Genomic DNA, 21,336 nt, shown 5'->3' with positions numbered 1-21,336 from the left:
CGTGCGGGCGCCGCATCCGGGTGCGTGCAGGCGCGGTGCCCGCCGCCGGTACGCTGAGCGGATGCCCGACCCGAACTCCCCGACCGACGTTCGCCTGCCCGTCGAGATCGCCGTCCAGGACGCCGGCGGCGTGCGCATCGCCCTCGAATCCGGCGCGACGCGGATCGAACTCTGCCAGGCGCTCGGCCTGGGCGGGCTGACGCCGTCGGCGGGGCTGACCGCGGCCGCGGTCGCGCTCGCGGAGGCATCCGGTGCCGGTCGGTTCGTGCACGTGCTGGTGCGCCCGCGCGGCGGCGGATTCGTGTACGACGCCGACGAGGTCGACGTCGCCGTCAGGGACATCCGCGAGGCCACGAGGCTCGGCGCGCACGGCGTCGTCGTCGGCGCGCTCGACGCGGCCGGCGAGCTCGACCTCGGCACCATCGCCCGGTTCGTCGACGCGGCCGGCGACCTCGACGTCACCGTGCATCGCGCGGTGGACGCGTCGGCCGATCCGGTCGCGGCGGTCGCGGCACTGCGCGGCCTGGGGGTGCGACGGGTGCTGACGTCGGGCGGTGCGCCCGACTGCGCCGCGGGCATCGAGACCCTGCGTCGCATGGCGGAAGAATCCGGTCCGCTCGAGGTGATGGCGGGCGGTGGCGTGAAGATCGCCGACATCGCGATGCTCGCCGCTGCCGGCGTCGACGCCGTGCACCTCTCGGCGCGCGGCACCACCACGCGGGGCGGTGCGAGCGGACCGGGCGGCGGCGTCACCGGGTTCGACGTCACCGATCCCGGGCTCGTTCGGGCGGCCGTCGCTGCCGCGACGCTCGGGATCGCGCGGCCGTAGGCTGGTCGCATGGCCCACGACCCCGACGACGACGCGCTCCGCTGGGACGGCGACGACGACCCGACGCTCGCCCCCGGATGGAAGCGGGTGGGCGGCGTCGCCGAGGCGCCGGCTTCGTCCGGCGGCGAGCCGGCGACGGCCGACGGCGAGGTCGCAACGACCGAGGACCCGGCGGCATCCGACGATGTCTCCGATGCGGCATCCGGAGCCGCGGAAGGTCGGCGCCAGACCGGTTCGGTCGAACTCGTCGTGCTCGGCGTGCTGGGTGGCGTGTACCTGCTGTACACGATCGGCTGGCTGATCACGGTGCTGCGCACGGATGCCCCGGGCACGAGCATCGTCGGCGACGCGATGTACCTGTTCGGCCTCTGGCTGGCCGTGCTCGCGCCGGCGCTGTGGTTCGGCCTCGTCTCCGTCGTGACGAAGCGACCGGTGACCCGCCTCGCCTGGCTGGCGGTCGGCGCCGTCGTGCTCGTGCCGCTCCCGTTCGTCCTGGGGGTGACCGCATGACCGCCGCGAACCCGACCGCTCCCGAACGCGTCGCACCCCAGCCGCTCTGGCTTCGTGCGACGCTGGCCGTGGTCTTCGGGCTCTTCTACGCCTACGACCTCTGGGAGGTCGTCGAGAGCCTCGTGCAGATCCTCGGGCTCGGACTCGGGTTCAGCGCCCTCGGCTGGGTGATCATGGTGCTCGCGCTGCTGGCGCCCGCGGTGCTGTTCGCGGCGGCGTTCCTGATCTCCAGGCGTCGTGCAGTACTGGTCGCCGTACTCGCGTACCTGACCGGGCTCGCGGTATCGGCGGTCGTCTTCTCGTCGGCGACCGTGCTGCTCGGGGCATCCGGCGGGGTCGTCGTCCCCTGACCGCCGGCCCGGTCGGCGCCGGGTCAGCGGGCGTCACATGCGCGGGCGCGCTTCGACGCTCAAGTAGAGTTTGCTGCGAGCGCCCCCCTCCGGCGTGTGGCGCGACATCCCGTCGAGCGCGCGCAGCGCGCGAAACCCCCGAAGGATCTTTCGTGTCGAAACCGGTCGTCCTGATCGCCGAAGAACTCTCGCCCGCCACCGTCGACGCCCTCGGGCCCGACTTCGAGATCCGGAAGGTCGACGGCACCGACCGTCCCGCACTGCTGTCATCGCTCTCCGAGGCGAACGCGGTGCTCATCCGCTCGGCGACGCAGATCGACGAGGAGGCGCTCGCCGCCGCACCGAAGCTGAAGGTCGTGGCTCGGGCCGGCGTCGGCCTCGACAACGTCGACGTGAAGGCCGCGACGACCGCCGGCGTCATGGTCGTCAACGCGCCGACGTCGAACATCATCTCGGCCGCCGAACTCACGATCGGCCACATCCTGAGCCTCGCGCGTCACATCCCCGCCGGGCACTCGTCGCTCAGCGCGGGGGAGTGGAAGCGGTCGGCCTACACCGGCACCGAGCTCTACGAGAAGACCGTCGGCATCATCGGCCTCGGCCGCATCGGCGCGCTCATCACCGCGCGCCTGCAGGCGTTCGGCATGCAGGTCATCGCGTACGACCCCTACATCACCGAGACGCGCGCCCAGCAGCTCGGCGTGCAGACCGTCACCCTGGACGAGTTGCTCGAGCGCAGCGACTTCGTCACGATCCACATGCCGCGCACGCCCGAGACGCTCGGCATGATCGGCGTCGAGCAGCTCAAGCGCATGAAGTCGACCGCGTTCATCGTGAACGTCGCCCGCGGCGGCCTCATCGACGAGCAGGCGCTGCACGACGCCCTCGTGGCGGGCGAGATCGCCGGCGCCGGCCTCGACGTGTTCGTGACCGAGCCGCCGCGCGAGTCGCCGCTGCTCGCCCTGCCGAACGTGCTCGTCACCCCGCACCTCGGTGCGTCGACCGACGACGCCCAGGAGAAGGCGGGCATCTCGGTCGCGAAGTCGGTTCGGCTCGCGCTCGCCGGTGAGCTCGTGCCCGACGCGGTCAACGTCGCGGGCGGCATCATCGACCCGTACGTGCGGCCCGGCATCCCGCTCGTCGAGAAGCTCGGGCAGATCTTCTCCGGGCTCGCGCACGGCGCCCTCACGAGCCTCGACGTCGAGGTGCGCGGCGAGCTCGCCGACTACGACGTGAGCGTGTTGAAGCTCGCGGCGCTGAAGGGCGTCTTCACGAACGTCGTCTCCGAGTCGGTGTCGTACGTGAACGCGCCGTTGCTCGCCGAGCAGCGCGGCGTCCAGGTGCGCCTCATCGTCGAACGGGAGAGCCCCGAGTACCGCAACGTGATCACGCTGCGCGGCGCACTCGCCGAGGGCCGTCAGGTCTCGGTGTCGGGCACGCTCACCGGAACGAAGCAGGTCGAGAAGCTCGTCGGCATCAACGACCAGGACGTCGAGGTGCCCATCGCGAAGCACCACATCGTGATGCTCTACACCGACCGCCCGGGCATCGTCGCCGTGTACGGCAGCGCCTTCGGCGAGGCCGGCATCAACATCGCGGGCATGCAGATCGCCCGCCGCGAGGCCGGGGGCCAGGCGCTCAGTGTCCTGACCGTCGACTCGCCGGTGCCCGCCGAGGTGCTCGACCGCGTCGCGACGGCGATCGAGGCCACCGAGCTGGTGGAGATCGACATCACCGAGGACTGACTCGGGCGGTTCGTGTCGAGGCATCCCGACACGTACCGGTTTCAGGAGCACGGAGGCTGGTCAGGACGAGATCGACGGATTCGTCCTGACCGGCTTTCGTTTTCCTGATTCGCGCACTGTGCTCAAGTGCGTGAACTGGGGCAGGCGCTCAGGTCAGCGGCGCGCGAGGCCCTCGAGCAGGGCGACGAGCGCGTTCATGCGTTCGGGGGCGATGGCGGCGATCTCGGCCCGGTCGGCGCCGTCGGATGCCTCGGCGCGCAGCGCCGCGTGGTAGTACAGCCCGTCGCCGATGAGGGTGACGGCGAGTGCGACCGTCGGATCGCCGACGATCTGCTCCAACGTGTCGAGCCAGCGCTCGCGGACCTCGTCGATCGCCGTTGCGGCGGCGCGATCGCCGCCCTGGGCGAGGCGGACGGCGGCGACGAAGGTTCGGTCGAGCGGGGTCTCGAGTTCGACCGACGACCGCACGAAGTACGAAACCGCGCCGTCGGGGGCGTCGCGGATGCGCGCGACGTCGTCGTCGACCAGTCGATGGAGCCGTTCCACGAGTCCGGTGATGAGCGCCTGCCGCGAGGCGAAGTGGTAGAGCAGTCCACCCTTCGAGACGCCGGCCTCGCGCGCGGTCGCCTCGAGGGTGGCGGTGCGTTCGCCGTCGGCGACGATGAGCCGCTCGAAGGCGTCGAGGACGGCGTCGCGGGCGGCGGGTGGGCGGCTCATGCGTCCAGTCTGGACGACTCGGTGGGGCGGCGGTGGCGCATTCCTGTTACTATACCAACCGGACGGTACAGTAAAGCGTGCAGAAGGCACCACCGCCGAGACCAGAGCGCGACATGACGAACGAACACACGACCCGCGAACACACCCTGAACGACGCACGCGCCCGCGAGACCGGCGCCGCCGAGGCATCCGCCCGCGCACCCCGCCGAGCCTGGATCGCCCTCGCGGTGCTCATGCTGCCCGTGCTGCTCGTCTCGATCGACAACACGGTGCTGAGCTTCGCGCTCCCGCAGATCGCCCGCGACCTCGGGCCGACTGCGGCGCAGCAGCTGTGGATCATCGACGCCTACCCGCTCGTGCTCGCCGGACTCCTCGTCGCGATGGGCTCGATCGGCGACCGCATCGGGCGGCGGCGCATGCTGCTCATCGGCTCCGTCGGCTTCGCCGTGCTCTCGGTCGGTGCGGCCTTCGCGCCGACCGCCGAGCTGCTCATCGCCGCCCGCGCGGCCCTCGGCTTCTTCGGCGCGATGCTCATGCCCTCGACGCTCTCCCTGCTGCGCACGATCTTCGCCGACCGCGAGCAGCGGCGCCTCGCCATCGCGATCTGGGCGACCGGATTCGCGGCCGGCGCCGCGCTCGGCCCGATCGTCGGCGGCCTGCTGCTCGAGCACTTCGCGTGGGGATCGGTGTTCCTCCTCGCGGTGCCGGTGCTCGTGCCGCTCGTCGTGCTGGTGCCCCTCGTGCCCGAGAGCCGCGACCCGGCGCCGGGCGCGGTCGATGTGTGGAGCATCCTGCTGTCGCTCGCGACGATGCTGCCGATCGTGTTCGGCATCAAGTCGCTCGCGACGGAGGGCGTGGGCGGCCTCGGCATCCAGGCGATCGTGCTGGGCGCGTTCTTCGGGTTCCTGTTCGTGCGCCGCCAACTGCGCCGAACGTCGAAGGGCACCGATCCGATGCTCGACGTCCGGTTGTTCCGGCGCGGCACCTTCGGCGGCGCCGTGCTCGTGAACCTGTTGTCGGTGATCTCGCTCGTCGGGTTCCTCTACTTCGTCTCGCAGCACCTGCAGCTCATCGCGGGCCTCAGCCCGGTCGAGGCGGGTCTCGCGCTCACGCCGGGCCTGCTCGCGATGATCGTCGCCGGCCTCGTCGTCGTGCCGATCGCTCGCCGGGTGCGACCGCGGATCGTCGTGCCGGTCGCGCTGTCGTTGTCGGCGGCCGGATACCTCGTCGTCGCGCTCTTCGCGCACGCCGACTCGATCCTGCCGGTGGTCGTCGCGTTCGTGCTGCTCGGCATCGGGATCGGCGCGGCCGAGACGGTGTCGAACGAGCTGATCCTGACCAGTGCGCCGCCCGAGAAGGCCGGCGCGGCCTCCGCAGTCTCGGAGACCGCGTACGAACTCGGCGCGGTGCTCGGAACGGCGATCCTCGGCAGCATCCTCGCGGCGAACTACGCGGCGTCGCTCGTGCTGCCGAACGGGTTGAGCGCGCAGCAGCAGGCCGCGGCGGGGGAGACCCTCGCCGGTGCGGTCGCGGTCGCCGAGAGCCTGCCGGATGCCGCCGGCGCTGCGCTGGAGGCATCCGCCGCCGCCGCGTTCGACAGCGGGGTCGTGGTGACGGCGCTCATCGGCGTGGCGCTGATGGTCGTCGCCGCGGTGATCGCCGCGATCACCCTCGGACGCCGCGGAGGGCCGGCGGCGTAAGCCACCGGCCCTCCGTGAAACCCCCTGGTTCCCCTCCGATCGACGCCCGGCTCAATACGGGTCGGGCGTCGAGGTCTCGTCGCGGCGGACCTGCTCGCCCGAGGCCGGGTCGACGGCCGTGCGCGACGTCGTGACCGTGCGACGGCGACGCGCCATCAGGATCAGCGACAGCAGGGCCACGACGAAGCCGGCCCCCATCAGGATGTACCCGACGAGCTGCAGGTCGATCCAATCGACGGTCGCGTTGAGGGCGAATGCGAGGATCGCGCCGATCACGAACAGCACGATTCCGAGTCCCAGACTCATGGTCGTCTCCTTCCCGACGCGATCGGGCGTCGCGCCATGACGGCCGTGGCCGCCGGTCGTCACGCTATGGCGCGCACGGGCTACGCTGGGAGGGCTGGCGCACGAAGGAGAAGCATGGTACGGACGGTCAAGCTCGCGGTCATCCCCGGTGACGGCATCGGTCCCGAGGTCGTCTCGGAAGCCCTCAAGGCGCTGGAGGCCGCGACCGTCGGCACCGACCTGGAGTTCGAGCAGACGCCGTTCTCGCTCGGCGCGGCGCGGTACCTCGAGACCGGCGACGTGCTGACCGACGCCGACCTCGCCTCGATCGCCGGGCACGACGCGATCCTGCTCGGCGCCGTCGGCGGCACGCCCGGCGACCCCCGCCTCGCGGGCGCGAACATCGAACGCGGGTTGCTGCTCAAGCTCCGGTTCGAGCTCGACCACTACGTCAACCTCCGGCCGACCGTGCTGTACCCGGGGGTCACCAGCCCGCTCGCGAACCCCGGCGACGTCGACTTCGTCGTCGTCCGCGAGGGCACGGAAGGGCCGTATGTCGGCAACGGCGGTGCGATCCGCACCGGGACGCCCGCCGAGGTCGCCAACGAGGTCTCGGTGAACACGGCGTACGGCGTCGAGCGCGTCGTGCGGTTCGCGTTCGCCCAGGCCGCGGCACGCCGCGGCAAGCTGACGCTCGTGCACAAGACCAACGTGCTCGTGTTCGCGGGCTCGCTGTGGAAGCGGCTCGTCGACGAGGTCGCCGCCGAGTACCCCGGCGTGGCCGTCGATTACCTGCACGTCGACGCCGCGACCATCTTCCTCGTCACGGACCCTGCTAGATTCGACGTCATCGTCACGGATAACCTCTTCGGCGACATCCTGACCGATCTGGCCGGCGCGATCAGCGGCGGCATCGGACTCGCAGCCTCGGGCAACATCAACCCCGACGGCAGGTTCCCGAGCATGTTCGAGCCGGTCCACGGTTCCGCACCCGACATCGCTGGAAAGGGCATCGCCGACCCGACCGCGGCGATCGGCTCGGTCGCGCTCCTGCTCCGCCACCTCGGCGAGACGGATGCCGCGATCCGCGTCGAACGGGCGATCGCGGCCGACCTCGCCGACCGCACGGGCTCCGGCGGCACCGGTTCCGGCGGCACCGGTTCCGGCAGCACCGGTTCGAGCAGCACCGCCGAGATCGGCGACCGCATCGCCGCTCGCATCGCCGCGAACGCACCGGCACCGGTGCCCGCGCCCTGACTCCGACGCATCCGAATCCACGTTCTCTGAAAGGGATGGCGACATGACCATCGACCTTCCGCTCCAGGCCCCGACCGCAGCCGGGCTCATCTGGCGCGTCACCCGCAACGACGAGGCGAAGTCCGACACCGACCGCGAGGCGATCCTCGCCGACCCCGGCTTCGGCAACTTCTTCACCGACCACATGGTCGACGTCTGCTGGAGCGAGAAGGGCGGCTGGCACCGCCCGCGCGTCTCGCCGTACGGCCCGATCCAGCTCGACCCGGCCGCCGCGGTGCTGCACTACGCCCAGGAGATCTTCGAGGGCATGAAGGCGTACCGTCACGCCGACGGTTCGATCCACACGTTCCGGCCGTACGAGAACGCCGCGCGCATGCAGCGCTCGGCCCACCGCATGGCGCTGCCCGAGCTGCCGGTCGACATCTTCCTCGACTCCCTGAAGCAGCTCATCGCGGTCGACGGCGACTGGGTTCCGACCGCCGACGAGACGAGCCTGTACCTGCGCCCGTTCATGTTCGCCAAGGAGGCGTTCCTCGGCGTGCGCCCCGCGAAGAAGGTGGCGTACTACCTCATCGCGAGTCCGGCCGGCGCCTACTTCCCGGGCGGTGTGCAGCCGGTGAACATCTGGCTGTCGACCCAGTACGCGCGCGCCGGCAAGGGCGGCACGGGGGCCGCGAAGACCGGCGGCAACTACGCGTCGAGCCTGCTGCCGCAGGCCGAGGCGTACGCGAAGGGCTGCCAGCAGGTGCTGTTCCTCGACGACGGCGAGTACCTCGAGGAGCTCGGCGGCATGAACGTCGTGCTGGTCCGCAAGGACGGCACACTGCTCACGCCCGAGTCCGACACGATCCTCGAGGGCATCACGCGCGACTCGATCCTGCGTCTGGCCGCCGACCGCGGCCACCAGATCGAACAGCGGCCGATCACCATCACCGAGTGGCGCGAGGGCGTCGCCTCGGGCGACATCGTCGGCGCCTTCGCGTGCGGCACGGCCGCCGTCGTCGTGCCCATCGGGCGCCTCCTCGCCGAGGACTTCGAGATCGTGCACCACGGTGCCGAGGCGGAGGAGCTGGCGCTGTCGCTGCGCGCCGAGCTCACCGACATCCAGTACGGTCGCGCCGAGGACCGCCACGGCTGGATGGTCCGTCTCGACGCGTGAACGCCACCGACGATTCGACGGCGACGGCCGGGTCCGTAAGGATCCGGCCGTTCGCCGTCGCGGACACCGAAGCGGTGGTCGCGCTGTGGCGCGAGTCGGGCCTGGTCGTGCCGTGGAACGACCCGTACCGCGACATCGAGCGGAAGTCGACCGTGCAGCCCGAGCTGTTCCTGGTCGCCGAGTCGGCGGATGCCGCAGGTGGGGCGGATGCCGCAGGTGGGGCGGATGCGCCGGACCTCGTCGGCACGGCGATGGTCGGGTTCGACGGCCACCGCGGCTGGGTGAACTACCTCGCGGTCGCTCCCGGCCTACGCCGGAGCGGCCTCGGCCGGGCGCTCATGGACCAGGCCGAGCGGCTGCTCATCGGGCTCGGCTGCCCCAAGCTCAACCTGCAGGTGCGCTCGACGAACGCCGCGGTCGTCGAGTTCTACGAGCGGCTCGGGTACGGTCGCGACGACGTCGTCAGCTTCGGCAAGCGGCTGATCGGCGACGCCTGAAGCCGCCCCCGCGCGCGGCCGCGAACTAGGCTGGAGCGCATGAAGGTCGCGCGGTTCAGCCATGGAGACAGCATCTCGTTCGGGATCATCGACGAGGAGGAGCACGAGCTCGTCGTGCTGAAGGCCGACCCGCTGTTCGCGGGCTTCGACCCGACGGGCGAGCGGGTTCCGCTGATCGAGGCGAAGCTGCTCGCCCCGGTCATCCCGCGGTCGAAGGTGATCGGCATCGGCCGCAACTACCGCGAGCACGCCGCCGAGCTCGGCAACGAGACGCCGACCGAGCCGCTGCTGTTCCTGAAGCCGAACACCTCGGTGATCGGCCCCGGCGACGCGATCGTGCTGCCGCCCCAGTCGGAGCGCGTCGAGTTCGAGGGCGAACTCGCGGTGATCATCGGCAGCATCGCGCGCAACGTGCGCGAGGAGGACGCGGCCGACGTGATCTTCGGCTACACCGTCTCGAACGACGTCACGGCTCGCGACCTGCAGCGCTCGGATCCGCAGTGGACGCGCGCGAAGGGCTTCGACACGTTCTGCCCGCTCGGGCCGATCGTCGACACCGAGGTCGACCTCGAGCACGGCACGATCGAGACGAGCGTCAACGGCGAGCTCAAGCAGCAGGGCCGACTGGCCGACATGGTGCACCCGATCCCGAAGCTCGTCGCCTACGCGTCGGCCGTGTTCACCCTGCTGCCTGGCGACGTGATCCTCACGGGCACGCCCGCCGGCGTCGGCCCGCTGGCCTCGGGCGACACCGTCGAGGTGCGCATCGAGGGGCTCGGGACGCTGTCGAACCCGGTGCGCTGAGGCGCCGATCGGGGTCGGCTGCGACGCGGTGATCGCGCCGCCGACAGGGGCCGTCGCGACCGGGTGGCGACGCTACCGGGTGGCCGCGAGTGCGCCGGTCCGGCCGAGTGCGGCGGCCGCCAGCTCGACGTCCTCCTCGTCGTTCCAGAGGTGGAAGGCGACGCGGGCGCGGCCCGCGCGCCCCGACGCGGTGATGCCGGCCGCGGTGAGCGCGGCGAGGTCGCATCCGTCGGCGTCGGGCCAGGTGACGATGGCGCTGTCGGATGCCTCGAGCCCGAGCCGCGCTCGGAACGCGTTCGCGAGCGCGAGGTCGTGGACGTGAACATCGCGCTGGTCGAGCGACGCGGCGAACGCGAGCGCGGCTTCGGCGCCGGCCCACGCGTGCCACGCGGGGGAGACGTCGAACCGGCGGGCGCCGTCGGCGAGGTGCAGGTCGGGCCCGTAGCACGACGCCCACGGGTCCTGCCCGGAGTACCAGCCCGCGGTGTGCGGGGTGAGTTCGGCGACCGCGCGGTCGGAGAACGCCGCGAAGGCGGCGCCGCGCGGTGCCGACAGCCATTTGTAGGCGTGGCAGACGACGACATCGGCGTCGAGTTCGTCGGTCGGCATCCACCCCGTGGCCTGGGTCGTGTCGAGCATGAGCAGCGCACCGGCATCCCGGGAGGCCCGGGAGACGGATGCCGCGTCGAGCACCTCGCCGGTCGCCGACTGCACGAGCGACGCCGACACGATCGCGGTCGACGAGCGGATCTCGTCGGCGAGGGCGTCGAGCGGCACGTGGCGCACGCGCAGGTCGCCGCGGGCCAGGAACGGCGCGACGATCGAGCTGAAGTCGCCGTCGATGCAGAGCACCTCGGCGCCCGGCGCAGCGGATGCGGCGACGAGGCCGGCGAAGACCGAGACCTGCGACCCCACGGCGACCTGCTCGGCGGCGGCGCCGAGGAGCGTGGCGGCGTGGCCGCGGGCGCGTTCGACGGTGGCCGAGTAGTCGGCGGCGCTCGCGGAACCCGCCGCCCAGCGCTCGAGGTCGAGGGCGACGGCGTCGCGCGTGCCGATCGTCGGCAGCCCGAGCGTGCAGGCGGCGAGGTAGCCGCGGCCCGAGGGGTAGTCGTCGCTGATCCGGTGCATACGGCCAGTCTGCGGGGGCATCACTCATCAGACAATGGCAGATGAGTGATGCGAAACATGACCCACGGTTATGATTGGCGGATGGGTCTCGATACGCCGCTCCGCGCCGACTCGACCGCCGATGGCTCGACCGCCGATTCGTCGGACGCCGCCACCCGACGGCTCGCCGCCGCGATCGACCTGCAGACCGTGCGCATCGTGCATGCGATCGCCGAGCACGGCTCGCTCACCGCGGCGGCCGCGGCGCTCGGATACAGCCAGCCCGCGGTCAGCCAGCAGGTCCGTCGGTTCCAGGACCGCACGGGCGTGGCACTCGTCGAGCGAGCGGGGCGCGGCATCCGCCTCACCGAGTCGGGGCGCGCCCTCGCCCGCCACGCCCGCAGCGTCACGACCTCGCTCGAGGCCGCCGCCGGCGACCTCGCCGAACTCCAGGGCCTGCGAACCGGGCGGCTCCGCCTGGTCGCGTTCCCGTCGGCCTCGCCGACCCTCGTGCCCGAGCTCATCGCGAGCCTCGCGGCGAGCCACCCCGGCATCGCGGTCACGTTCGTCGAGGCCGAGCCGCCCGAGGCGGTCGACGCGGTGCGCCGGAACCGCGCCGACCTCGCGATCACCTTCAGCTACCCGGGCGACCGTGAGGATCCGCATCGCGCGAGCGCCCGCGGGCTCTCGGTCCGCGCGTACGGCGACGAACGGATGCGGCTCGTGCTGCCGGCGGGGCATCCGTTCGCCGCGCTCGAAGAGGTGCCGCTCGAACGGCTCGCCGAGGATCCGTGGATCGCGGGATGCCCGCGCTGCCGCGGCCACCTGCTCGAACTGACCGCGGCCGCCGGGTTCGCGCCCCGCATCGCGTTCGAGACCGACAACTTCGTCGCCGTCGAGGGCATGGTCGCACAGGGCCTCGGGGTGGCGCTGCTGCCGGAGCTCGCGCTGCGCGCGACGCCGAGGCATCCGGGCGTCGCCGTCCGGTCGACCGGCCACGAGGACGTGCGGTCGCTGCATCTCGTGACCGCCAAGGGCGCCGAGCGCGTGCCCGCCGTCGCGGCCGCGATGCGGGCGCTCGCGGCGCTCGATCCGGGCGGACGCGGCGACGCCGCGGTCGGTACGATTGACGACGATGTCTGACACGGCCCACCCCACGACCACCGCCACCGGCAGCGACGTCCGCGTGCGCTTCTGCCCCTCGCCCACCGGCACGCCGCACGTCGGCCTGGTGCGCACCGCCCTGTTCAACTGGGCGTACGCCCGGCACACGGGCGGCACGTTCGTCTTCCGCATCGAGGACACCGACGCGGCGCGCGACAGCGAGGAGAGCTACGAGCAGATCCTCGACGCGCTCACCTGGCTCGGACTCTCGTGGGACGAGGGCATCGGCGTCGGCGGCCCGAACGAGCCGTATCGGCAGTCGCAGCGCGGCGACATCTACACCGACCTCATCCAGCGGCTGAAGGCGGCCGGGCACCTCTACGAGAGCTTCTCGACCGCCGAGGAGATCGACGCCCGCAACGAGGCCAACGGCCGCCCGAAGCAGCTCGGCTACGACAACTTCGACCGCGACCTGACCGACGAGCAGCGCGCCGCGTTCCGCGCCGAGGGCCGCGAGCCGGCGCTGCGCCTCCGAGTCCCCGAGGCCGACCTCGGCTTCGACGACCTCGTGCGCGGCCGCATCGACTTCCCGGTCGGCTCGACCATCGACTTCGTCGTCGTGCGCCCGAACGGCGCGCCGCTGTACACGTTCGTCAACCCGGTCGACGACGCGCTCATGGGCATCACGCACGTGCTGCGCGGCGAGGACCTGCTGAGCTCGACGCCGCGGCAGATCGCGCTCTACCACGCGCTCATCGACATCGGCGCGACGACCTTCGTGCCCCGGTTCGGCCACCTCCCGTACGTCATGGGCGAGGGCAACAAGAAGCTCTCCAAGCGCGATCCCGAGTCGAACCTGTTCCACCACCGAGACCGCGGGTTCATCCCCGAGGGGCTCGTGAACTACCTGGCGCTGCTCGGCTGGGGGTTCTCGGCCGACCGCGACGTGTTCAGCCGTGACGAGCTCGTCGCCGCCTTCGACGTCGAGAACGTGAACCCGAACCCGGCCCGCTTCGACCAGAAGAAGGCCGAGGCGATCAACGCCGACCACATCCGCCAGCTCGCGCCCGCCGACTTCGCCGCACGCACCGTGCCGTACCTGCAGGCCGCCGGGGCCGTGTCGTCGCCCCTGTCGGCGGCGCACGAGGCGATCCTCGCCGAGGCCGCCCCGCTCGTGCAGGAGCGCATCCAGGTGCTCGGCGAGGCGCCCGGCATGCTCGGGTTCCTGTTCACGGATGCCTCGGGCCTCGCGTACGACGACGAGGCCACGGCCGCCCTGCCCGCGAACGCCGGCGAGGTGCTCTCCACGGCGCGCGACGCGCTCGAGCGGATCCCCGGCGAGGCGTGGGGCACCGCCGAGATCGAGGAGGCGCTGCGCGCCGCACTCATCGACGGGCTCGGGCTCAAGCCCCGCGTCGCCTTCGGCCCCGTTCGCGTCGCGATCTCTGGCCGCAGGGTCTCGCCGCCGCTGTTCGAGTCGATGCAGATCCTCGGCAAGGTCGACTCGCTCGCGCGGCTCGACCGGCTGATTGCGACGCTTCCTCCGGTGGTCGAGTAGGCGCGCAGCGCCGTATCCTCCGGTGGTCGAATAGGCGCGCAGCGCCGTATCGAGACCCGCGGCGCCGGCGACGGGCGCGTCGGTTCCCAGGCGTGCGGGTACCGAGGCATCCGCGCCCGAGACATCCGTGCCGCGAAACTCAGGAGGTCCTGGCCCATACTGGCCCCCAGGGGCCCATCGGGCCGGATCTCCTGAATTCAGAGCACCCGCGACCGGTGCCGACCGTCGAGCAGTGGGTTCCGGCGAGCGGATGAGACCAGCTCAGTTTGGATGCGAGCCGAACGTCGGCTAAGGTTGGTTCTCGGCCCGAAGGGCGCCGAAAGGCGAGTTCAGGCCATTGGGGTATGGTGTAATTGGCAACACGGCTGATTCTGGTTCAGTTGTTCTTGGTTCGAGTCCAGGTACCCCAGCTCACGTAGAAGCCCGGAAATCCGCAGAAATCGCGGAGTCCGGGCTTCCGTCGTCTCGGGCGATCCCCGGTGAATCCCTGGCCGGAGCGCCGCCTTCGCAGTAGTGCCCGCGTCCGCCATGATGAATCCTGTGACGACCGAGGAGACCTCGCCCGCGCCCGAGGGCGAGAAGCGCACCTTCCGGGGATTTGCATGGACGCATGCGGCCGCAATCATCGCTGCCCTGCCATTTGTTATTGCTGGGGTCCGCGTCTTGCTCTATTCGGGCGGTGACCCGGTCGTGCTGAAGACGCTCATCGAGACGCTCAACATTACGACGTTGCTGCTCGGAACGCTCTTGCCCATCCTTCCGGCCTTCGTGCTGTTCTTCCTGCAGGCGCTCGCCTTCGGTGGCGGACTGTTCAGCAGGCTTCTAGCCAGCCGATCCGGACGGATTGCGCTCCTCGCGGTGTTCGTGTTCTGGATGCTCATCGGACCCCTTCCGACCACGCTCTGGGTAGCGGGAGGCCTTGTCGTCGGAGGCATCGTGCGCGCCATACTTCTGCGCTACGTTCCTAGATTTCACGCCGGTCTAGCGGAATGGCTCTCCCCGCCCGCGGGTTCCAAGTTCGTGTCGCCGTGGCTGATTGGTATTGCCGTCACGATCGTGTTCGTTCTCGCCGTCCCGCAGGGGATGTGGGTGCCGCTGGAGCGCGTGAGTCGCGACGGGCAGGGCGACGAGATTGTGTACGTCCTCGATGACGCTGAAGGCTGGATGACCACGAGTCAGCAAGATCGATCCATCATGCTCCTGCGCTCCGAGGACGTAACCGATCGCGTCGTATGCGACCAGGGTTCCTACAGCTCGTTAATCACGATAATGACACGCGCAGATCCAGCTCCACGTGACGACTGCACGGGTTAGCCACCGATCTGCGCCAGGGGTTTCGCTGCGGGGCGGCTGGCGACGGCGGCCAGGCGGGCCATGTCGTCGGTGTGGTTGTCGCGCGTCAGAGTTTGTGGCAGGGCTGTTAGTTGAGTCCTGAACGGAGATTCTGAATATGCGTAGACCCCCAACGATCCCGGCCGAGAAGAAGACGAGGATCGTGCTCTCGGTGCTCGCCGGGGAGCTGTCGATCGCGGAGGCGGCACGGCGGGAGAAGGTCAGCGAGCAGTCGATCGGCCGGTGGAAGGCGGACTTCCTCGAGGCGGGCAAGTCCGCGATGGTGTCCGGCCGGTCCGGGCCGTCGACGCGTGAGGAGCAGCTCGAGGCGGAGGTCGCGGAGTTGACCCAGGCGCTCGGTGAGGCTGCGGCCGAGATCCGGGTGTGGAAGAAGTCTGCTGAGGGTCGCTTGGGAAATTCGAGGACCTCGAGGTGATCCGCACCGAGGCGGGCATGTCGACCGCGAGGTTCTGCGAACTGTTCGACATGCCCGAGCGGACATGGCGTCGCCGGCAGGCCCGGGCGCGTGCCGGGCACCCGGTGAAGGGGCCGTGGCCGGTGCCGGCGAGGGACGCGGCCCGGGCGCTGGTCGTCAAGCACGCGTCCGCGCATCCCGCGTGGGGGCACCGGAACGTGTGGGCGATGGTCCGCCATGACGGGCACCGGGTATCGCAGGCCAGCGTGCTGCGGCTGTTGCGCGAGGAAGGCCTGATCCTGGAAGCCAACTACCAGGCTGAGCGGCGCAAGCACGCCGAACGACGCAAGTCGGCGTTCGCGAAGGAACCGTCCGGGCCGAACCAGGTGTGGCAGTTCGACTTCAGTGAGTTCGAGACCACGACCGGTGGTACGTGGCGAATCGCGGCGTGCCGGGACTACTGGTCGAAGTACGAGTTCGACGCGCACGTGTCCCCGACGGCGAACAGTACGACGCGATCGAAGCAGTCGAGAAGGCCCTCGCCGAGACCGAACGCCTGCTCGGTGCGCCACTGATCGACTTCGCCCCGGTCGACCCAGATACCGGCGAGGTGAGCCCGGTCGTCACGCTCGTGACCGACAACGGCGGACCGGTCCGGTCCTTCACGTTCGAGGCGTTCATCGCCCCGCATCCCGAGCTCAAGCATGTTCGCACGCGGGCCCGTACGCCCGGGCAGAACGGGGCCCGCGAACGCGGGTTCGGCACGTTGAAGTACGAGTGGCTGTTCCGAGAGGAGATCGATCATGGGCTCTCACTCGTCGAACAGGTCGACGCGTACCGGTACGACTACAACCACGTCCGGCCCCACAAAGCGATCGCGTGGAACCGACCCGCCCACGTCCACGCGGGCTTGGCCGGCCCGACCATCCCCAACTTCGAAATCGAAAAAACCCTGCCAAAAAGTTGACGCGGGACAGGATACCTGAAGCCCGCCGACGTGCAGGCGCTCTCCTCCGTGCTGCCGACCATGCAGGACTGGATCTTCGCGATCCACCGGGAGATCGACGTGCACCCCGTGCTGGCCTTTCGCGAGTACCTGCGCGAGATCGGACTGCTCCGCAGGTTCAAGGGGATTGATGCCCGGGAAGGCGCCGACCGCGATGAGCGACAGGTTGCCCTCGAGGACGGCGCCGGTTCGATAGCAGCGGGGTTGGCGACAGCTGCGGAGCCGCCACCGCGGGCTGGCCGCGAGTATCCTGACGCAGCCATCCTCGGCATCGAGTACGCGGAGCGTGCGAGGCGCTGAAAATCGTGAAGCACTTCAAGTAGTCGAGTTGTGTCCTCACGCGGCCGGGACGCGGGCTTCACTTGGGCGGCAACAGGAAGAACCCAGAGTGTTCAAGCGGAACGGGAAGCGTTGACCTCTCTCGCGACCCAACCAGCCACAACCGCGGCCGCGATCTCGAGCGGGATTCGTTCCTGCTCTATGCGCCGGGGGCGTCCCCACCCAGGGTCGGTGAGCGCCAGATATAGGTCGGCCTCGTGTTCCTCGAGGCCGACCGGCACAACACCGCCTCGCCCAGTAACGGGGATCGGTGCGCCGTTCTTATCGGTGTTCGTTCCGAAGCGCTCCCATCGGTCGAACGCGGGAAGGTCCATGAAGATGGACCGAGCGGGGACTCCGGCGGTGCGGAACTGGGCGAGTATCCGAAGTCCATCGGCGTCCATATCGCCCCAGTAGACGACCAAGGGTGCGTCGGTCAGCCAGCCGAACTCGGCGAACGCGGCCGCACCGTAGCCGGCGCCCTCGACAGCGATCGCCCCCTCGAGGGCGGGGAAGTGGATCGCCGTGTCCTTGTTCTCGCAGATCACGACCACGGCCGGGCTGTAGGCCGGCGCGAAGGAGTCGCCCACCGTCGCGGAATCGTGCCGGCGGCCGCCCCCGGCCAGATGGGCCGGGTCGAGGTAGGTGAAGTGGATGCGCGGCTGATGCGGACGCAGGACACCCAGGCTCTCCCGGCCGGCGAGGGTGGCGACGACACCCCTGCGTGACTCCAGCCACTTCGAATGGAACCCCTCGAGCGGAACCTCCCGCGGGCTGAGGCCCGCGGCGTCGTTCCCTTCGAACCACGCCGCGGCACGACACAGCAGATCCACATCCACCATCGACCACCCGGACGTCGCGGCGACCGTCCGGGCGAGGACGTCCCGCCGGTGCGGGAACGCGGCATCGATGACGGCCGCGCGTGCACGACCCGCGTCGACGAGATCGACCGCGTCGGCGGCGCAGGCCGCCGCGTCCAGATCGGGAACGATCACATGCGACGGCAACGGCACCGTCACCCCGCCAGCCCGCACCCTACGGTCGACGACCTCGAAGCCCTCCGCTGCAGCCCACCGGCGCACCTGATCGGACAGGTCGACGACCTCATCGAAGCGGCCGGTGAGCATCTCCTCGTCGGGGCGGCCGAGCGGATACCGCCTCGGCCACCATCGCTCAGCGCCGGAGATATCCGCCACAACCTCATCCGCCCACCGGGCGAGAACGTGCCGGCGCACCGCCGTCACGACGTCGGGAACACCCTTCACGCGGTCGCGCCCTTGTCGCCGTCGTGGAGGATGTGGTCGACGAACGAGTGGCCGGTGTCGCGGTTCTTGGTGACAACCAGCGTACGTCCGACGTGATCCACGAGGCCGCTGTACTTGTCCACCGGGGCGCCGATGATGAGCTGGAATCCCAGTCCCTTCCACGCCTCAACCGCGCGGCCGGCGAACTCGGAGTCCGCCTTGATGAACCCCTCGTCGAGGAACACCGGGGCGAAGCGTGGGCGCTCGCGGGACTCGTCGCCGAGCTGGAACCGCAGGGCGGCGCCGACGATGAACGCCACCAGCTCCTGCATCTCGCCGCCGCTCTTGCCGGCCAGCGACGCGTACTCGGCAACCTCGGCGCCAGTCGAGTCGAACTGGCGCGCGGTGATCTCCACGTGTCGACGCACGTCGAGGATCTCGTCGCGAGCAGCGTAGTCCGCGAGGCTCGCTGTGAGACGCGGGTCGTTGCGGGTCCGAATCTGCGCCATGAAGACACGCATCTCTGTGAAGCGAGCCATGAGGACTTCGTCGGATGCACCGGCGGTTGACATCTTCGCGAAGGACGAGAGCCCCTTCCGGAACTCCACCTCCACCTTCGGGGCGAGCCGGCGCAGCTCGATCTTCAGTCGGTCGTGCGTGGGGCCGAAGGGCAGCTCCCGGAGGATGTCGTTGACGGAGTGGAGGCGGTCCTCGATCTCCTCGAGCGCGGACGTCATCGAGCTGCCCAGCAGCCGCAGGTACTTGCCGCTCCACTGCAGGGCGTTACGGCGCCACTTCTCCCGCTGCGAGTGGATACCGACCCGGTTGATCTCCTCGAGGATGGCGAGGTAGTCCCGGTACGACGACACCTTCTCGCCGCGGTTCGGGTCGTACCAGCGCTCCTGGAACTGGGAGAAGGTGCGCTCGAGCTCGCGACGGCGGCCAACCACGACGTCGAGAGCGGTCTCCGCCTCGCGTGCCAGCTTCTCGTCGAGCCGCTTCACGAACGAAGCCCATGACGCGCGATTCGGCGTCTCCTCGCCGATCACGTCCGCCCAGGCCGCGTCGAGCTTCGCCGACAGATTCGAAGTGATCGTGATCGACGGATCGTCCTCGAGGGTCTCCATCTTGAGTTTCACCTTGTCGATGAAGGGGGCGAGGTCGGCACGCTGCTTGTCGAGCACCTTCAGATCGCGGTCCAGAACGTGCCTGCGACCCCGCTCCTCGTCGAGAGCGTCATCGAGTTGCTTGACGCGACCCTCGAGGGCGGAGATTCCGATCTTTCCGTCGCGGAGTTCCTGGCGCAGCTCTCGCAGCTTCGCCGCCTCGGAACGCACCGACTCGACGTCGATTTGCGCCCAGGTGAACTCGTCGGTCCGGTCGTACGCTCGTTCGGCCTTGTTCAGCTTGTTGACGTCGGCGGCCACCGCGGCGCGCTTAGCTTCCGCGTCGCGCAGGGAATCGAGCAGTTCCTCCTCGCGGCGGCGAAGCTCGGCCTTCAGGTCATCGTTGTCGAAGCCGATGATCAGGCGCGACTGGCTGCGACCGTGGGCGCCGGAACGGCGGCGGCGGGTTTGACCTGCGAGTGTGACGCGGAGCCCGTCGCCGACGAGGTTGACCGGCGAGGGAACGCACAGTGCGTTCCGTGAGGGATGAGAGACGTGCTCGATGACCCACGCCTGGTACGGAGAAGGCTTGAACTCGAGCTTGCCGGCCAGGCGGTCGGGGTCGATCGGTGCCGGCTGTGCAGGGGCGCCGCGCTGAACGCCTTCGAAAACCAGCCGCGGCGACATGAGGTGCCCATCGATGGCCCGGGAGAACCGTTCGAGGTGTTCGAGCGGGACGAGCAGGGTGCGGGCGCTCGAGTGCAGCACCGTCTCAATCGCGACCCGCCATTGCTCCTCGCCGGCGGCGACGTTGATGAGTTCGGCGACGAACGGGAGATCTTCGGGGTTGAGTCCCGACAGCTCCGCCGCTTTGCGGCGGTTCGCGTCGAGGACCGAGTCGACGCGGCCGGAGCGGCCCTTGAGCGATGCGACCTCCTCGCGAACCTCCTTGAGGGCGGCGTTAGTCGGCCACTCCTCACGCACCAGCCGGTCGCGGATCACATCAAGCTCTGCCCGGCGCTCCTCGGCTCGGCTCTTGTGGTCACGGGAAGCCGCGTGGAGATCGAGCAGGTCATGCTCCGATTCGATGCTGACGTCGAGCCCGGTGAGCGCGTCGTGCAGGCGAGACCGGGCCTTGCAGCGGACATCGAGCTCGACGTCGAGGGCGCTGATCTCCTGCGTGAGCTCCGTGATCTGGTCACCGCCGGCAGCCTTCAGATCCTTCTCGGCTTTCGTCAGCTTCGACTGGATCTCGGCAGCAGCAGCCTCAGCCGATGCCTGCTCCTCGCGCTTGGACGCCACCTGCGCCTGCAGGTCGTCGTCCTCAGCATCGAGGACGGCGGCGTGAGCACGCAGCCGCCACAATCCGGCGGGGGTGTCGTCGGCGTGCAGTGACCCCATGATCGTGGACGTGTCGACCTCGCGCTGTGCGGCCTCCATCGCCTCGAACGCTTCGACGATGGGTGCCAGGAGGTTCGCCTGCTGCTGCGAGATCTCCATCTTCTGGTACATGTCGTCCAGGCCGTTGAACGCCTCGATCGCCTCGTCGGCGACGCTGTACGTGTCCGGCTTCTCGATGACCAGCTGCTTGTACAGGGAGTCGACGGTGGGGAAGTGAGCCCCCTCCTGGATCCGGGCGAGCAGCGCCAGCGCGTTGGAGCCGTCGCCGCCGGCGCCGATGCCGAGGTTTGTCGACAGCTTCTGGGCGAACTCCTCGTAGCTCTGGTGGACCTTGATGCTCGGCCACTTGGCGCGCATCGCGGATTCGGGGAACGAGTCGCCGCCGATCTTTGCGAACGCCTCGAGGTCGCGGACGTTGAGAGTGCCCGTGAGGGTCATCATTCGCTTGACGACCTCGCCGTCGCGAGTCGCGACGGCCGGCACGTGGTAGCCACGGGCAACGGTGAATCGCTCGTCCGAGTCCGAGACGAACGTCGCCGCCACGGCGCCCCACGTCGGCTTCCTGTCTCCGCGCAGCACCTTGTCGGTGAGGCGCCCCTCCTCGCGGGTCTCGTTCGTCTTCCCCCGAAGGTAGGTGACCAGGTTCCGTTGCTCAGCCGAGCGAGCCTTACCAGACGTGGCTGCGTTCGATGCGCCGTTGAAGCGCACGCTCGATGGCATCATCAACGCGAGGTAGGCGTCCAGGACCGTCGACTTGCCCACACCGGAGAAGCCGGTGACGATCGACGCCCCAGAGTGAAAGGAGAATGTCGCCGGCTGGCGATGGAACCCACCCCAGTTCACGACCTCGATCGTCTCGATGCGCCAATGCGACTCGGGGAAGAGACCCACC

Annotated in this window: 21 protein-coding genes and 1 tRNA gene; 17 read left to right on the top strand and 5 right to left on the bottom strand. The window is 70.1% G+C overall.

The genetic code is table 11. The features are described from left to right. Positions 1-61: 61 nt before the first annotated feature. The 4 genes from ELQ40_RS11275 (at position 62) to serA (ending at position 3,434) form a co-directional block, all read left to right on the top strand. Positions 62-829: a copper homeostasis protein CutC gene (locus tag ELQ40_RS11275; protein ID WP_127793772.1), complete on the top strand. Its 768-nt coding sequence runs from the start codon at positions 62-64 to the stop codon at positions 827-829. Positions 830-838: 9 nt separating this feature from the next. Continuing rightward, positions 839-1,339 (top strand): DNA polymerase III subunit gamma/tau, encoded by a 501-nt coding sequence (locus ELQ40_RS11270; RefSeq protein ID WP_127793771.1) that lies wholly within the window; start codon positions 839-841, stop codon positions 1,337-1,339. Beyond that, the gene (locus ELQ40_RS11265; RefSeq protein WP_127793770.1) at positions 1,336-1,689 is read left to right on the top strand and encodes a bacitracin resistance protein; all 354 of its coding nucleotides are present in this window, start codon (positions 1,336-1,338) and stop codon (positions 1,687-1,689) included. Before ELQ40_RS11270 ends, ELQ40_RS11265 begins: the two co-directional genes overlap by 4 nt. A 152-nt stretch (positions 1,690-1,841) precedes the next feature. Then, positions 1,842-3,434 carry a phosphoglycerate dehydrogenase gene (gene serA, locus ELQ40_RS11260; RefSeq protein ID WP_127793769.1) on the top strand — a complete coding sequence of 531 codons (1,593 nt, stop codon included), beginning with the start codon at positions 1,842-1,844 and terminating at the stop codon, positions 3,432-3,434. Positions 3,435-3,587: 153 nt separating this feature from the next. Here the strand turns inward: serA and ELQ40_RS11255 are convergent, their stop codons facing one another. Further along, positions 3,588-4,151 carry a TetR/AcrR family transcriptional regulator gene (locus tag ELQ40_RS11255; protein ID WP_164863555.1) on the bottom strand — a complete coding sequence of 188 codons (564 nt, stop codon included), beginning with the start codon at positions 4,149-4,151 and terminating at the stop codon, positions 3,588-3,590. A gap of 113 nt (positions 4,152-4,264) precedes the next feature. On the opposite strand from ELQ40_RS11255, the gene ELQ40_RS11250 reads away from it, so the two are divergent. Beyond that, positions 4,265-5,851, top strand: coding sequence for an MFS transporter (locus tag ELQ40_RS11250; RefSeq protein WP_127793767.1), 1,587 nt, complete (start codon positions 4,265-4,267; stop codon positions 5,849-5,851). Positions 5,852-5,902: 51 nt separating this feature from the next. On the opposite strand, the gene ELQ40_RS11245 is transcribed toward ELQ40_RS11250, so the two are convergent. Beyond that, a complete protein-coding gene (locus tag ELQ40_RS11245) occupies positions 5,903-6,157 on the bottom strand; it encodes a DUF6458 family protein (protein WP_127793766.1) in 255 nt (84 codons plus the stop codon). A gap of 114 nt (positions 6,158-6,271) precedes the next feature. Between ELQ40_RS11245 and ELQ40_RS11240 the strand changes: the two genes are divergently transcribed. Genes ELQ40_RS11240 through ELQ40_RS11225 form a run of 4 tightly spaced genes read left to right on the top strand, consistent with a single transcriptional unit; the run spans position 6,272 to position 9,853 of the window. Beyond that, positions 6,272-7,393: a 3-isopropylmalate dehydrogenase gene (locus ELQ40_RS11240; RefSeq protein ID WP_127793765.1), complete on the top strand. Its 1,122-nt coding sequence runs from the start codon at positions 6,272-6,274 to the stop codon at positions 7,391-7,393. A gap of 43 nt (positions 7,394-7,436) precedes the next feature. Beyond that, positions 7,437-8,552, top strand: coding sequence for a branched-chain amino acid aminotransferase (locus tag ELQ40_RS11235; protein ID WP_127793764.1), 1,116 nt, complete (start codon positions 7,437-7,439; stop codon positions 8,550-8,552). After that, positions 8,549-9,049: a GNAT family acetyltransferase gene (locus tag ELQ40_RS11230; protein WP_127793763.1), complete on the top strand. Its 501-nt coding sequence runs from the start codon at positions 8,549-8,551 to the stop codon at positions 9,047-9,049. The genes ELQ40_RS11235 and ELQ40_RS11230 overlap by 4 nt, the downstream gene beginning before the upstream one ends. Before the next feature lie 39 nt (positions 9,050-9,088). Continuing rightward, a complete protein-coding gene (locus ELQ40_RS11225) occupies positions 9,089-9,853 on the top strand; it encodes a fumarylacetoacetate hydrolase family protein (protein WP_127793762.1) in 765 nt (254 codons plus the stop codon). A 72-nt stretch (positions 9,854-9,925) separates the two neighbouring features. Here ELQ40_RS11225 and ELQ40_RS11220 read toward each other — a convergent pair whose 3' ends face one another. Continuing rightward, complete coding sequence (locus ELQ40_RS11220) at positions 9,926-10,981, bottom strand: aminotransferase class V-fold PLP-dependent enzyme (RefSeq protein WP_127793761.1); 1,056 nt, start codon at positions 10,979-10,981, stop codon at positions 9,926-9,928. 81 nt (positions 10,982-11,062) lie between these two features. Here ELQ40_RS11220 and ELQ40_RS11215 point away from each other — a divergent pair, with 81 nt between their 5' ends. From ELQ40_RS11215 to ELQ40_RS11185, 8 genes are all read left to right on the top strand, one after another. Next, entirely contained in the window at positions 11,063-12,103 is a 1,041-nt protein-coding gene (locus ELQ40_RS11215) for a LysR family transcriptional regulator (protein ID WP_127793760.1), read from the top strand. Continuing rightward, complete coding sequence (gltX, locus tag ELQ40_RS11210; protein WP_127793759.1) at positions 12,096-13,622, top strand: glutamate--tRNA ligase; 1,527 nt, start codon at positions 12,096-12,098, stop codon at positions 13,620-13,622. The genes ELQ40_RS11215 and gltX overlap by 8 nt, the downstream gene beginning before the upstream one ends. A gap of 338 nt (positions 13,623-13,960) precedes the next feature. Then, positions 13,961-14,032, top strand: a tRNA-Gln gene (locus ELQ40_RS11205). A gap of 130 nt (positions 14,033-14,162) precedes the next feature. Next, on the top strand, positions 14,163-14,936 hold the full coding sequence (locus tag ELQ40_RS11200) for a hypothetical protein (RefSeq protein WP_127793758.1): 774 nt from the start codon (positions 14,163-14,165) through the stop codon (positions 14,934-14,936). 136 nt (positions 14,937-15,072) lie between these two features. After that, positions 15,073-15,390, top strand: coding sequence for a transposase (locus tag ELQ40_RS11195; RefSeq protein WP_127793757.1), 318 nt, complete (start codon positions 15,073-15,075; stop codon positions 15,388-15,390). Then, the gene (locus tag ELQ40_RS19125) at positions 15,387-15,944 is read left to right on the top strand and encodes an IS3 family transposase (RefSeq protein WP_240665754.1); all 558 of its coding nucleotides are present in this window, start codon (positions 15,387-15,389) and stop codon (positions 15,942-15,944) included. Before ELQ40_RS11195 ends, ELQ40_RS19125 begins: the two co-directional genes overlap by 4 nt. A 35-nt stretch (positions 15,945-15,979) precedes the next feature. Next, the gene (locus ELQ40_RS19120) at positions 15,980-16,336 is read left to right on the top strand and encodes an integrase core domain-containing protein (RefSeq protein ID WP_240665752.1); all 357 of its coding nucleotides are present in this window, start codon (positions 15,980-15,982) and stop codon (positions 16,334-16,336) included. A gap of 30 nt (positions 16,337-16,366) precedes the next feature. Further along, complete coding sequence (locus ELQ40_RS11185; RefSeq protein ID WP_127793756.1) at positions 16,367-16,675, top strand: hypothetical protein; 309 nt, start codon at positions 16,367-16,369, stop codon at positions 16,673-16,675. 92 nt (positions 16,676-16,767) lie between these two features. Here the strand turns inward: ELQ40_RS11185 and ELQ40_RS11180 are convergent, their stop codons facing one another. Then, a complete protein-coding gene (locus ELQ40_RS11180; RefSeq protein WP_164863553.1) occupies positions 16,768-17,958 on the bottom strand; it encodes a Wadjet anti-phage system protein JetD domain-containing protein in 1,191 nt (396 codons plus the stop codon). After that, entirely contained in the window at positions 17,955-21,335 is a 3,381-nt protein-coding gene (locus ELQ40_RS11175; protein ID WP_164863552.1) for an ATP-binding protein, read from the bottom strand. Before ELQ40_RS11175 ends, ELQ40_RS11180 begins: the two co-directional genes overlap by 4 nt. Position 21,336: the final 1 nt, after the last annotated feature.

It is taken from the genome of Agromyces sp. LHK192 (assembly GCF_004006235.1).
Classification (GTDB): domain Bacteria; phylum Actinomycetota; class Actinomycetes; order Actinomycetales; family Microbacteriaceae; genus Agromyces.
Note: the sequence above shows the minus strand (reverse complement) of the source record. Positions and strands in the feature narration are given on the sequence as shown.